This is a genomic window from Pararhizobium sp., assembly GCF_035497515.1.
In the GTDB taxonomy this organism is placed as follows: Bacteria; Pseudomonadota; Alphaproteobacteria; order Rhizobiales; family Rhizobiaceae; genus Pararhizobium.
In genome coordinates this window covers 1-12846 of record NZ_DATJDJ010000116.1, presented here as the reverse complement: position 1 = coordinate 12846, position 12846 = coordinate 1, and the positions used below count along the sequence as shown (strand labels likewise).

16 protein-coding genes are annotated in these 12846 nt (G+C 59.1%); 7 read left to right on the top strand and 9 right to left on the bottom strand.

The window, feature by feature from the left end; genetic code table 11:
- Positions 1 to 181: 181 nt before the first annotated feature.
- Positions 182 to 1018: a cell envelope integrity EipB family protein gene (locus VL202_RS12530; protein WP_325464449.1), complete on the bottom strand. Its 837-nt coding sequence runs from the start codon at positions 1016 to 1018 to the stop codon at positions 182 to 184.
- A 155-nt stretch (positions 1019 to 1173) separates the two neighbouring features.
- Here VL202_RS12530 and VL202_RS12525 point away from each other — a divergent pair, with 155 nt between their 5' ends.
- The 5 genes from VL202_RS12525 (at position 1174) to VL202_RS12505 (ending at position 5086) form a co-directional block, all read left to right on the top strand.
- On the top strand, positions 1174 to 1641 hold the full coding sequence (locus tag VL202_RS12525) for a RidA family protein (protein WP_325464448.1): 468 nt from the start codon (positions 1174 to 1176) through the stop codon (positions 1639 to 1641).
- Between the two features lie 14 nt (positions 1642 to 1655).
- A complete protein-coding gene (locus VL202_RS12520) occupies positions 1656 to 2381 on the top strand; it encodes a glycerophosphodiester phosphodiesterase (protein WP_325464447.1) in 726 nt (241 codons plus the stop codon).
- A 3-nt stretch (positions 2382 to 2384) separates the two neighbouring features.
- Positions 2385 to 3578, top strand: a complete 1194-nt coding sequence (locus VL202_RS12515) for a GNAT family N-acetyltransferase (protein ID WP_325464446.1) — start codon at positions 2385 to 2387, stop codon at positions 3576 to 3578.
- A 29-nt stretch (positions 3579 to 3607) separates the two neighbouring features.
- Positions 3608 to 4039 (top strand): HIT family protein, encoded by a 432-nt coding sequence (locus VL202_RS12510; RefSeq protein ID WP_325464445.1) that lies wholly within the window; start codon positions 3608 to 3610, stop codon positions 4037 to 4039.
- 126 nt (positions 4040 to 4165) lie between these two features.
- Positions 4166 to 5086 (top strand): phosphatase PAP2 family protein, encoded by a 921-nt coding sequence (locus tag VL202_RS12505; protein ID WP_325464444.1) that lies wholly within the window; start codon positions 4166 to 4168, stop codon positions 5084 to 5086.
- Between the two features lie 38 nt (positions 5087 to 5124).
- Here VL202_RS12505 and VL202_RS12500 read toward each other — a convergent pair whose 3' ends face one another.
- The 8 genes from VL202_RS12500 to VL202_RS12465 all read right to left on the bottom strand — a co-directional run bounded on the left by VL202_RS12500 (position 5125) and on the right by VL202_RS12465 (position 12003).
- Complete coding sequence (locus VL202_RS12500) at positions 5125 to 5466, bottom strand: AzlD domain-containing protein (RefSeq protein ID WP_325464443.1); 342 nt, start codon at positions 5464 to 5466, stop codon at positions 5125 to 5127.
- Complete coding sequence (locus VL202_RS12495; protein ID WP_325464442.1) at positions 5466 to 6203, bottom strand: AzlC family ABC transporter permease; 738 nt, start codon at positions 6201 to 6203, stop codon at positions 5466 to 5468. Before VL202_RS12495 ends, VL202_RS12500 begins: the two co-directional genes overlap by 1 nt.
- 79 nt (positions 6204 to 6282) lie before the next feature.
- Positions 6283 to 8805, bottom strand: a complete 2523-nt coding sequence (clpA, locus tag VL202_RS12490; protein WP_325464441.1) for an ATP-dependent Clp protease ATP-binding subunit ClpA — start codon at positions 8803 to 8805, stop codon at positions 6283 to 6285.
- 9 nt (positions 8806 to 8814) lie between these two features.
- Complete coding sequence (gene clpS / locus VL202_RS12485) at positions 8815 to 9168, bottom strand: ATP-dependent Clp protease adapter ClpS (RefSeq protein WP_325464440.1); 354 nt, start codon at positions 9166 to 9168, stop codon at positions 8815 to 8817.
- A gap of 242 nt (positions 9169 to 9410) precedes the next feature.
- Positions 9411 to 9761 carry a phasin family protein gene (locus tag VL202_RS12480; protein WP_325464439.1) on the bottom strand — a complete coding sequence of 117 codons (351 nt, stop codon included), beginning with the start codon at positions 9759 to 9761 and terminating at the stop codon, positions 9411 to 9413.
- A 230-nt stretch (positions 9762 to 9991) separates the two neighbouring features.
- Positions 9992 to 10195, bottom strand: coding sequence for a DUF3126 family protein (locus VL202_RS12475; protein WP_325464438.1), 204 nt, complete (start codon positions 10193 to 10195; stop codon positions 9992 to 9994).
- A gap of 93 nt (positions 10196 to 10288) precedes the next feature.
- A complete protein-coding gene (gene cysE, locus VL202_RS12470; RefSeq protein WP_325464437.1) occupies positions 10289 to 11116 on the bottom strand; it encodes a serine O-acetyltransferase in 828 nt (275 codons plus the stop codon).
- A gap of 101 nt (positions 11117 to 11217) precedes the next feature.
- Complete coding sequence (locus tag VL202_RS12465; RefSeq protein ID WP_325464436.1) at positions 11218 to 12003, bottom strand: alpha/beta hydrolase; 786 nt, start codon at positions 12001 to 12003, stop codon at positions 11218 to 11220.
- A gap of 170 nt (positions 12004 to 12173) precedes the next feature.
- Here VL202_RS12465 and VL202_RS12460 point away from each other — a divergent pair, with 170 nt between their 5' ends.
- Positions 12174 to 12419, top strand: a complete 246-nt coding sequence (locus tag VL202_RS12460; protein WP_325464435.1) for a zinc-finger domain-containing protein — start codon at positions 12174 to 12176, stop codon at positions 12417 to 12419.
- Between the two features lie 24 nt (positions 12420 to 12443).
- On the top strand, positions 12444 to 12846 hold a 403-nt coding region (locus tag VL202_RS12455), incomplete at its 3' end, for an FAD-dependent monooxygenase (RefSeq protein ID WP_325464434.1).

Below are 12846 nucleotides of genomic sequence, written 5' to 3'. Positions count from 1 at the left end.
TTTTCCGGTTGAACCTCCGCAAGGCAAACAGCATCTTCGTTGAAGATGCCACCGGGTGGAACTGACCGGATTTCTCCCGGACGGCCCCAAACCTTACGTGTGGAATGCGGTGCCCTTACCCGCTGTCGCCCGATAAATCAAGGGCGCAGGTGCGAAATACCGCCGCGCAGGCTGCCAGAGCCTATTTACAGTCGCCTTCCTTGAACATTTCAAGGTCGGCCAGCTTGCCGGTCAGGACGAAATCGCCGTAGTCCATCGTCAGGTCACGGGTGATTCCGTTTTCATACAGCTTGAACTCCATGCGGTAGATCGGCAGGGCGTCGCCCGAAGCCTCGTCGTTGAAATAGGAAATGGTCACCGGCCAATAGGGTTTTGCCGCCATGGCGCCTGCCTTGTCGGCATCGCCGGTTTCGGTATCGCTTGCCACTGGCTGCTGCAGTTTGCCCACCATCGTTGTGGTGATCAGCGTCTTGTCGCCCGAATCGGAGCCATCGAAGATGCGGGATTCGAATAGCTTTTCGCCCTTCTTGGCATGATCGATCACCTCGAGCATATGCTCGGTCGGAAACAGGCTCTCTGCGAGATCGACCTCCCGCTTGTCCGGCGAGGTCAGATCGACCTTGACGCCTTCCTTGGCCTCGTGGGCGGAGCCGCGCACTTCCTTGTCGAGCTTCTCGTCGGTGAAGGATCGCGTCAGGAAGCGAAAGTTGCCGTTCTTCAGGTCTTCGTAGGTCGTCGTCTGCTGGTCGGTCAGCTTGACCTCCTCGCCGGTATCGACCTTGGTGACGAAGCGGAAGCTGACGGTATAGCCCTCGCAGGCCGAGCCGTTGAATTCATAGACCATGCGGCCGTACATTCCGGAAATGCCGGATCGTTCGGAGGCGTCTTTCAGCTCCAGGTCATAGACCGCGCGGTGCGGCACGAGGATATTGGCCGATGCGGCGGAAACGACGCCGACCGTCATGCCTGAAAAACAGACCCCTGTCAGAATGACAGAGGCAAAGCCTGAACGAAACATCCGTTTCCTCCTGTTGGACTCGCCGCCGATGCTATAAGAACAGATCCGGCGAAAGCGAGGCATGGATGATCGTGAAGGCGTATTTCACGACTTCATGAATCACGGCTTTGCATGCAGCATTTGATGGCAAAACACAACAATCACCGGAGTTATCCATGTCCGCAGAAATAGAAGCACGCATCAAGGAACTGGGAATCACCCTGCCCCAGGCCGCAGCTCCGGCCGCCAATTACGTTCCCTTCGTCATCAGCGGATCGCATCTCTACATTTCCGGCCAGTTGCCGATGGAAGGCGGCAAGATTGCCGTCACCGGCCATCTCGGCGACGGTGTCGATGTAGCCACCGGCCAACGCGCCGCCGAACTCTGCGCCATCAACATCCTTGCCCAGGCCAAGGCGGCCCTTGGCGGTGACCTCTCACGCATCCGCCGCGTCATCAAGCTCAACGGTTTCGTCGCCTCGAAGCCGACTTTCGTGGAGCAGCACCTGGTCATCAACGGCGCATCGAACCTGATCGCCAAGGTTCTGGGCGATGCCGGCATCCATGCCCGCGCCGCCGTCGGCATGGCGGCCCTCCCCTTCAACGCCGCCGTCGAGATCGACGCCGTCATCGAAATCGCCTGAGCGGAAAGCATATCATGAAAGACCTGTCCTGGCTGACAGCCCAGCCGATCGCGCATCGCGGCTATCATGACCTCAATCATACGATCTGGGAAAATACGTTGTCGGCCTTCTCCCGCGCCGCAGACAATGGTTTCGCGATCGAATGCGACCTGCAATACACTGCCGACAGCGTTCCGGTCGTCTTTCATGATGACGACATGCTGCGCCTGTGCGGCATCAAGGGTGACATCCGCGAAAAGACCGCCGGCGAGCTCGGCATGGTTGCAATCGGCGGCACCGCCGACAAGGTACCGACGCTCGGGCAGCTTCTTCGGCTGGTCAAGGGCCGCGTCCCGATCGTGCTGGAATTGAAAGGCCGGCGCGGCGATGACGAAGGCTTTGCGGATGCCGTCCTTGAAACGCTCGAAAGCTATGATGGACCGGTTGCGCTGATGAGCTTCGATCATTGGCTGCTCAAGGACCTGAAGGCGCTGAATGCACCCTACCCGGTCGGCCTGACGGCCGGTGGAATCAATCCGGAAGAGTTCGCCGTTCACGAAGAAGCGATGCAGCTTGGTCTTGATTTCATTTCCTATTTCTATCGCGATCTGCCAAATTCGTTCATCACGAAGCAGCAATCCGTCGGGCGCGCCATCATCACCTGGACAGTCCGGGATCAGGATGCCGTCGAACGTACATTCAAATATGCGGATCAGATGACATTCGAGGGTTTCGACCCCAATGAAAGGCCCATCGCTTAGAGTATGGCAGGCGAAGTCAAAATCCGCGTCGAGACCTCCTTTGAGGACATTTCGAAGGAAAGCTGGGATGGATTGTCGGGCACGTCCAGAGGGCAGCCCGGCGGTCTCTACAATCCGTTCATCTCGCACGCCTATCTGTCGGCACTGGAGGAATCCGGTTCGGCCACGGCCGAGACCGGGTGGCTCGGCCAGCATCTGCTGATCGAAGACGACAAGGGCGGCCTTGCCGGCGGATTGATCTCCTATCTCAAAAACCACAGCCAGGGCGAATATGTCTTCGACCACGGCTGGGCCGATGCCCTGGAACGGGCTGGCGGACGCTATTATCCGAAGCTGCAGTCCTCTGTCCCCTTTACCCCCGCAACCGGCCCGAGGCTGCTCACAGCCACCGGCGCTGACATATCCGTGGTCCGCGATTCACTGGCCGCCGGTCTGCAGGAACTCGCCCGGCGCCATCATGCATCCTCGGCGCACGTGACCTTTGTGCCGGACGAGGAAATTCCTACATTCGAGCGGGCCGGATTCCTGCACCGGACCGACCAGCAATTCCATTTCCTCAACGACGGCTATGCCTCGCACAACGATTTCCTGGAAACGCTGGCATCGCGCAAGCGCAAGACGCTGAAGAAGGAACGGCGGGCGGCGCTGGAAAACGATATCGGCATCGACTGGCTGACCGGCAAGGACCTGACGGAAAGCATCTGGGATCAGTTCTTCCGCTTCTACATGGATACCGGAAGCCGGAAATGGGGTCGTCCCTACCTCAACCGGAAATTCTATTCGCTGATCGGCGAACGCATGCCGGACGATATTCTCCTGGTCATGGCGAAACGCAACGGCAAGTATATTGCCGGCGCTATCAATTTCATTGGCAGCGATGCCCTCTACGGCCGCCATTGGGGCGCGATCGAGGATCACCCCTTCCTGCATTTCGAGGTCTGCTATCATCAGGCGATCGATTTTGCGATCTCGAAAGGATTGAAGCGTGTCGAGGCCGGAGCCCAGGGTGAGCACAAGCTCGCCCGCGGTTATCTGCCGATGACGACCCATTCCGCGCATTTCATAGCGCATCCGGGGCTGAAGCGCGCGGTGGCCGACTATCTGGAGCGCGAACGACAGGATGTCGAGCAGATGAGTGACATCCTGACGGAGCACAGCCCGTTTCGCAAAGGCGAGCGGCAAGAGATCGACGACTGATTCACATGACCATTGTGGAGGAGACACGGATGACCAGCAGCGCCTATGACGACAACAATATCTTCGCCAAGATCCTGCGCGGCGAAATTCCGGCCCACAAGGTCTTCGAGGATGACAACACGCTGGCCTTCATGGACGTGATGCCGCAAGCGGAAGGCCATGTTCTGGTCATTCCCAAGGCGCCATCGCGCAACATCCTCGACGCCGACCCGGCGACGCTTGGGCCTCTGATTGCGGTGGTGCAAAAGATAGCGATTGCCGCGCAGGAGGCTTTCGATGCCGATGGCGTGACCGTCATGCAGTTCAACGAGGCACCTGCCGGGCAATCGGTCTTCCATCTGCATTTCCACGTCATCCCCCGCTATGAGGGCGCCGCTCTCAAGCCGCATTCCGGCAAGATGGAGGACGGGGTCGTTCTGGCTGCCAATGCCGGGAAGATCAGGGACGCGCTCGCCGGCTAAGCTTGGCCCACGCGGATGAAGGCTTGCCGCATACGTGAAAACCCGCGGATTCCGGGGTCGAAATTGCAGCGCTTATGACAATGTTAAAATTGATCGGTTATCTGCTGTCCTGAGCAGGAGGCAACCATGGTCTTTCTTCCGGTCGAGCGTTTCATCCTTGCGCTCATTGCGACGCTTTTCGTTCTCGACGCCGGCTTGATTGCGCTCGGCGGCGCTGCTGTCGATATCGGAGGATATGCAGCTTTGGTGTCCTGCGGAATCTTTTGTCTTGCGATCGGACAAGTTTACCGGACGCTGCGGAACGAAGCCCGGATCGCGGCACCCGTGACGGCCGCAGGCCTGTTCATCCTGCTTTCGATCGCCGGCTCGGTCTTCAACTATCTGCTTCTGCCGGTTCGCTTCACACCGATCGATGATTTCCTGTTGCGGTCAGACGCGGCCTTGGGTTTCGATTGGCCTTCCTTCGCCGCCTGGATGTCACACTATCCGGCAATCGTCAGCGTGCTCGGCAGCGTCTATCAAACCTCGCTGATACAGATGATTGCGGTGATCCTCCTTCTCGGCTTTTCCGGAAAGCTGCTGCTGTTGCATCGTTTTCTGCTGACCGGCATTCTCGGTGCATTGCTTGCCATCGTCTTCTGGTTCTTTTTTCCCTCCTTCGGGACATCCTATATCTACGATGTCTCCACCATAACCGGGCCGGGAGCGGCGCTCATCGTGGATTCCGGATATGGCCAGGAACTGAAGCATCTGGCAGCGCACGGCGTCACCGCCCTGACGCCTGAAAAAGTACTGGGCCTGATCGCCTTCCCCTCCGTCCATACGCTGATGGCGTGCATGTCCGTATTCTTCCTAAGATGGAGCCGAGTTTACTTTCCGGTGGCAGCATGTCTCAACCTGATGATGTTGCCTGCCATCATCCTCCATGGCGGACATCATCTCAGCGACGTGGTCGGTGGTCTCGCCCTCTTCTGCGTGGCCTATAGTCTGGCAATCCGGCAGACGTCAGCAAATGTGAAGGAACCGGTCTATTCTCCGGCAGCCTGACCGGCGCTTTGCCCCGTAAGGCTGGCGACGGAAAAGTTTCAAAATCCCAGCACATACAATCCCATCGCCAGCACGGCGATGGCCGTGGCGATGCCGATTGCCGGTTTGCGTCCGCCGATGAAGAAGGCGAATGCCCCGGCGGCGACCGCACCCAGCCGCAGCCATAGAGGCGAGTGCTCGAGCACGCCTGTCGGATAGAGGATCAGCTTGGCGATGACGGCGGCAACCAGGGCCGTCGCAACCGCCCTCACCCAGTTCAGCACCTCGGAATCTTCGCGCAGCCGGCTTCTTGCCATCACTCCGAGCCAACGCCACAGATCGGTCGCGAGCCAGCCGGCAATAGCGATGAAGACATAGGCCCACCAGCCTTCGAGCACCATTATGGACGGGCCTCGCTGCGGTTACGCCACTGGCGCTCGGCGAGCCAGGCCAGCGTACCGCCGCCAAGGCCCGCAATCAGGATATCGAATTGCGGAACAAGCCAATAAAACACGGGACCGGCGACAAGACCGGCGGCCAGCGCCACATAGATCACCGGATGGCGCGCGGAATTCCAGATGGATGCCAGGAAATAGACGGGAGTGAGAAAGAACAGGCATCCGGAAACGATCGGCGGAAATTCGGCGACGAACTGGTAGACCACCGCCACCAACAGCATGTTGGTCAGGACCAACGTGATGCCGAACCCGGCGAAAAACGCGATCCGGTGCTCGCGCGGCACGGTCTGGATGCGCTCCATGGCGAAAACCCAGGCCGTGATGGCTACGAAATGCGACAGCAGCAGGAGCAGCCATGTCGGCGTCTTCTCGGTGCGGATTTCGGGAACGAGGGCAGCGACCATCGGCATCAGCCGGATGGATGACAGCGTCACGGCGATGAACGCCGCCAGCACGTTGGCGCCGCCGAGGATGGAACTGACCAGGATGACCTTGGCCGGCAGCGCCCAGACAATGCCGGTCATGAAGACCACCTGTTCGACCGGAATGCCGGATTGGGCGGTGAAGGCGCTGAAGCCGACAAAGGACAGCATCAGGATCATCGCCGGCAGGCTGAAAATACCCCGCATGCCGGCAAGGAACCAGTCCCTGTCGGAGCCAATCGTCGCACGTTCGTCCATCAACACATCCGCTGTTTCATGTCATAAAAAAACAGTGCCGGACCATTCCGCCCGGCACTGTCTCTGATCTGCAAGTCCACTACTTCTTGCGTGGCACCTTCGGCACCGTGCTGCCCTTGCGGGGTGGCTCGGCGGTCTTGGCTGCCGGCTCCTCGGTCACGGCTGCGGCCTTGGAAGCCTTTTTCGGCTTGGCCCGGCCTTCCGGCTCGGCACCGACCGTTTCCAGGTCCTTCGGCTTCGAAGCCCTCGATGATTTTCTCACCGGCGCCACGACTTCCGCCTTCGGCTTGATCCGCGCCGTCTCCGGAACGTAATCAAGAAACAGGCCCTTCGTGCCATCCGGCTTTTCGCCGACCGTCACCTTGACGACGCCACCCTTCTTCAGCCTGCCGAAGAGGATTTCGTCGGCCAGCGGCTTCTTGATGTGTTCCTGGATGACGCGTGACAGCGGCCGCGCACCCATCTTTTCGTCGTAACCCTTGTCGGCGAGCCAGGCGATGGCTTCCGGCTGCAGGTCGAAGGTAACGTTGCGCTCGGCAAGTTGCGTTTCCAGCTGCATGACGAACTTCTGCACAACCTGATGGATGACCGGCGTGGGCAGCGAGGCGAACGGAATGACCGCATCGAGACGGTTGCGGAATTCCGGTGTGAACAGGCGGTTCAACGCCTCGACATCCTCGCCTTCGCGCTTGGCCGATCCGAAGCCGAACGCCGCCTTGGCCATTTCCGATGCACCGGCATTGGTGGTCATGATCAGGATGACGTTGCGGAAGTCGATCTTCTTGCCGTTATGATCCGTCAGCGAGCCATGGTCCATGACCTGCAGCAGGATGTTGAACAGGTCCGGATGCGCCTTTTCGATTTCGTCGAGAAGCAGCACGGAATGCGGATGCTGGTCGATCCCATCGGTCAATAGCCCGCCCTGGTCGAAGCCGACATAACCGGGAGGTGCGCCAAGCAGTCGCGAGACCGTGTGGCGTTCCATGTATTCCGACATGTCGAAGCGCAGCAGTTCGACACCGAGCGAGGATGCGAGCTGCTTCGCCACTTCGGTCTTGCCGACGCCGGTCGGACCTGAGAAGACATAGGAGCCGATCGGCTTGTTCGGTTCGCGCAAGCCGGCACGGGCGAGCTTGATCGCCGAGGACAGAGCCTCGATTGCCAGATCCTGACCGTAGACGACCGAACGCAATTCCTTTTCCAGGTTGGCGAGAACAGTCTCGTCGTCCTTGGACACGGTCTTAGGCGGGATGCGGGCCATCGTCGCGATGGTCGCTTCGATTTCCTTCTCGGTGATCAGCTTGCGGCGCTTGCCGACGGGCAGCAGCATCTGGGCCGCACCGGTTTCGTCGATCACGTCGATCGCCTTGTCCGGCAGTTTGCGGTCGTTGATGTAGCGCGCCGAAAGCTCGACGGCCGACTTGATCGCCTCGTTCGAGTATTTCAGCTTGTGGTAATCCTCGAAGTAGGGCTTCAGCCCCTTCATGATCTCGATGGCGTCATCGATGGTCGGTTCGCTGACATCGATCTTCTGGAAACGACGAACGAGGGCACGGTCCTTCTCAAAGAACTGGCGGTATTCTTTGTAGGTCGTCGAACCGATGCAGCGGATCGCGCCGGAAGACAGCGCCGGCTTCAACAGGTTGGACGCGTCCATGGCGCCGCCGGATGTCGCGCCGGCACCGATCACGGTGTGGATTTCGTCGATGAACAGAACGGCGCCCGGATACTCTTCGAGTTCCTTGACCACCTGCTTCAAACGCTCTTCGAAGTCGCCGCGATAGCGGGTGCCGGCAAGCAGCGTGCCCATGTCGAGCGAGAAGATGGTCGCGTCCTGCAACGCTTCCGGAACCTTCTTTTCAACAATGCGCTTGGCGAGACCTTCGGCGATCGCCGTCTTGCCGACGCCAGGGTCCCCCACGTAAAGCGGGTTGTTCTTGGAGCGGCGGCAGAGGATCTGGATGGTGCGATTGACTTCGGCATGACGGCCGATCAACGGATCGATCTTGCCGACCTTGGCCTTCTCGTTAAGATTGACGCAATAGGCGGTCAGCGCGTCCTGCTGCTTCTTCGGACCGCCCTCCTCCTGTTCGCCGCGCGAGGCCTTCTGCTCGGATTCAGGTTCGTCGGAGCCGCGTGCCGGACGCGCTTCCGAAGCGCCCGGACGCTTGCCGATGCCATGCGAGATGAAGTTGACGGCGTCATAGCGGGTCATTTCCTGCTCCTGCAAGAAATACGCCGCATGGCTTTCGCGTTCGGCAAAGATGGCAACGAGCACGTTGGCGCCGGTCACCTCTTCCCGCCCGGAGGACTGGACGTGGATCACCGCGCGCTGGATGACGCGCTGGAATCCCGCCGTCGGCTTGGAATCCTCGTCATAACCTGTCACCAGATTGCCCAACTCGTTGTCGACATAGTCCGACACCGTCTTGCGCAGAGCGTCGAGGTTGACGTTGCACGCGCCCATGACGGCCGCCGCATCGGCATCGTCGATCAATGCCAGCAGCAGGTGCTCCAGGGTCGCATATTCGTGATGGCGCTCGTTGGCCAGCGTCAGAGCCTGGTGCAGTGCCTTCTCAAGGCTGGTTGAAAATGTTGGCACGTCAGTTCCTCATTTCTTTTCCATGACGCATTGCAGCGGGTGCTGATGTTCGCGGGCGAAATCCATCACCTGCGTCACTTTGGTTTCGGCAACTTCGTAGGTGAAGACGCCGCACTCACCCACGCCGTGATTGTGAACATGCAGCATGATCAGTGTTGCCGCTTCGCGGTCCTTCTGGAAAAAACGCTCCAGAATGTGGATCACGAATTCCATCGGCGTGTAGTCATCATTCAGAAGCAAGACGCGATAAAGGCTTGGCTTCTTCGTCTTCGGCTTTGTCCGCGTAATGACAGACGTGCCACGGTTGGCATTCGCCCCATCCCCGTCGCTGTCATTTTGCATCCGGACCGGCATGGCGATCATTCTACTTCATTCCCTTGTCGAGCCGCAAATGCCTCGGCGATAATCGCGGGCTGTTCGTGACACATAATCTAGTGGTTCTTTTTCGGATTTTAAGGCTGTTGATCCGCACTGCAATCATATTCGCATGAACTGGTGCGAGATTGACCAACTTTCTTGGGTCTTTTGCGGCAGCCAACAACGAAAAACCGGCCGCGGAAGGACGCGGCCGGTTTTCAGGAAATTCGAATTGTCCGGTGCGGGTTTTACGCGGCTGCAGCCTTGACGGCAGCGGTCGCCTTGGCAACCGGGGCTTCGTACGGCTTGTAGGCACCCTTGGCGAGGTCGGCATACATTTCGCCGATTTTCGTTGCTTCGGCGACATAGCCTTCGTAGGAGGACTTGACGTAGTTCGTCTGGAGTTCGAAAGCGGCTTCGACGCTCTTCACCGTGCTGATCTTTTCGATATGGGCAACGCTGTCTTCGAAAGCCTTCTTGGAATAGTCGGCGGCTTCGGTGGCGATCGCCTGGAACGCCTTCGTCAGCGACGCATAGCTCTTCAGCATCGTGTCCATGTTCTCTTTGCTTTTCTTGTTCGCATCTTCGAAATTGAACATCAGGGTGCTCCTTTTTTGATGGCCCGCGATGGCGCTAGTTTATGTGCACTGCACAATAAAGTCAATGCTTACGTGCAACGCAATAAAATCCTATGATTGCAACGCCTTGATGAAAGCCAAGAAAAATCGTGCAATTCTGGGAAAAAAAGAAACAAAAAGTATGATTTTACGAAAAAACCCGGCCTGATAGTCAGGACCGGGTTCAAATCACATTCAACTGAAGCGAGCGGTTACAGGTCGATATCGAGAATAGCCATCGAAAAGTTGTACGAAAGCTCGCCGTCTTCTTCATCGCGGAAAACGACTCCCAGAAACTCGTCGCCCAGGTAGACTTCGGCGGATTCGTCCTTCTTCGGCCGCGCCTTGATCACCATCGACTGGTTGAACGTGCGTTTGAAATAGGCTTCCAGCTTTTTGATTTCGTCGGGCTTCAAGACATTTCTCCATGGCGGTTTGATTTGCGCCGCTTCTCGCACAGAGCTTCAATCGGTGTAAACCCCGTCTGCCGCCGACCGGCAAACGTTGGATCAGATTTCGAAGGAAACGAGCAACTGGTCCATGGAGCGAGACGGTTCGGAACATCCGGCTTCGCCGACGACGCGCGCCGGAACGCCGGCCACCGTGGTCTTCGGCGGGACTTCCTTGAGCACGACCGAACCGGCCGCGACACGCGAGCAATGACCGATATGGATGTTGCCGAGGATCTTCGCGCCGGCGCCGATCAGAACGCCATTGCCGATCTTCGGATGGCGATCGCTGCCTTCCTTGCCGGTGCCGCCGAGCGTGACACCATGCAGGATGGACACATTGTCGCCGATCACGGCGGTTTCGCCGACGACGAGGCCGGTCGCGTGATCGAGGAAGATACCCTTGCCCACACGTGCCGCCGGATTGATGTCCGTCTGGAAGACGGAAGACGACCGGCTCTGCAGATAGAGCGCGAAATCCCGGCGGCCGCGATTGATCAGCCAATGGGCCAGACGATGGGTCTGGATGGCGTGAAAACCCTTGAAATAGAGGATCGCTTCGAGGAAGCGCGTGCAGGCGGGATCGCGATCGTAGACGGCCTGGATATCGACGCGCAGGATCGAACCCCATTCCGGCCAGTCTTCCAGCATTTCGGAGAAGGTCTGGCGCAGCAGGTTGGCCTGCAGGTCCGGGTGGTCAAGGCGTTCACAGATGCGGTAGATGACGCTGTCTTCCAGCGAACGCTGGTTGATGATGGTCGAATAGAGAAACGCCGCCAGCAGCGGATCCTGGAGGGCTGCGAGCCGGGCCTCTTCCTGCAGACTGTCCCAGATCGGATCCATGGTCTTCACGATCTCGGCCGGGCGTAAGTCAGTCCTGGCGACCATTGCCGCTCTCCTTCGTCTTCATCGTTCTGTCAGCTTATAGGCCAAATTGCGCCGGATATAAATGGTCCGCGCTCAAATGACGAAAATGTGCCTTGATCGTTTCAGGCCTGGCCAACCCCGGCTAGGAAATCCAGCACCGCCTTCTTGAACACCCTGTCGCCGACGGCAAGCATATGGTCGCGGCCGGGAATATCCAGCGCAATGGCATTGGGGATCAGTGCCGCAAGCTCCTGCCCCGAACCGGCGATATCGTCCTTCGTTCCGACGCCGATCAGCACGGGAACGTCGATCTTGCCCATGTCCTCGGCCGATATCAGGTCGCGGGATGTTCGGATGCAGGCAGCAAGCGCCAACCGATCGCTTTTCGTCTGATCGGCGAAGGCGCGGAACATGCGGCCGCGCGCATCCGTGACCACGTCCAGTGACGGCGCCAGAAGCGCGTCGGCAATCGGATCCCACTCGCCGACACCCGTGACGATGGCGATGCCAAGCCCGCCGAGGATGAGCGAACGAACCCGGTCGGGATATCTGAGCGTCAGGAAGGCCGAAATCCGCGCGCCCATCGAATAGCCCATGAGATGCGCATCGGGTATGCCGAGATGATCGAGCAGTGCCACGGCATCCGTCGCCATCCGGCGGATATAATAGAAGTCCGGGTCATGCGGCTTGCTGCTGGCGCCATGACCGAGATTGTCGAGCGCGATGACGCGGTAGCCGGCGTCGCCGAGCGTCTTCAGCCAGCCCGGATAGACCCAGTTGACATTGGCACTGGAGGCAAAGCCGTGGATCAGCAGAATGGGTTCACCGGACGGATCGCCTTCGTCGAAATAGGCTATTTCCAGTCCGTCATGGCGGAAGGTCGAAAAGGGCGGCGGATTCAGATTCATGCGAGAGGTCCTGTTTCGCATCGACCCTAAGACACAGCCTTGCCGGCGAAAACCCCGGTGCGGCAAAAAACGCGAGGGCGCGGCATCTTTGCCGCTACACTTTTGACGCAAAGCTTTCTATGGTGCCGCGAAATTCGACCTTCTTTCAGACGACGCAAGTGGAGCAGCACATGGCCGGTCACGGTATTCCTCATTTCCAGAACGACGGCGGTCACGCGGTGATCGAGATCGGCGTCAAGGAATTCATGTGCACAGGCGCTTCCGTGCCTTTCGACCACCCGCATATCTATATCGACATGGGCGACGACAACGAAAAGGTCTGCTCCTACTGTTCGACACTCTATCGCTACAACGCCAAGCTCCACGCTGACGAGACCGTGCCGGATGGCTGCACCTTCAACACCAAGGCTGCCTGAGCCCATCCAGCGACACGTGCAATCATGACGCAAACCGGGCCGGTCGCGGTCGTTGGAGCCGGGATCGCGGGGCTGGCGGCGGCCCTCAGCCTTGCCCGCAAGGGGATTGCCGTCGATATCGTTGAACAACGATCGGCGCTGATGGAAGTCGGCGCCGGCCTGCAGCTTTCCCCCAATGCGACCCGCATCCTTGACAGGCTCGGGCTAACATCCCGGCTTGAGCAGGTCTGGAGCGAACCGGCATCGATCAACCTCATCGACGGCAGTTCCCTGCGCACGATCGCCTCCGTACCTTCAGGCAGGTTTGCCCGCGACCGCTGGAAAGCACCGTATGGCGTGCTGCATCGTGCCGATCTCCAGAAAATCCTGCTGGAGGCAGTCGAGGCCAATCCACTCTGCCGGCTGCATCTGGGCGTCCGGATCGAAG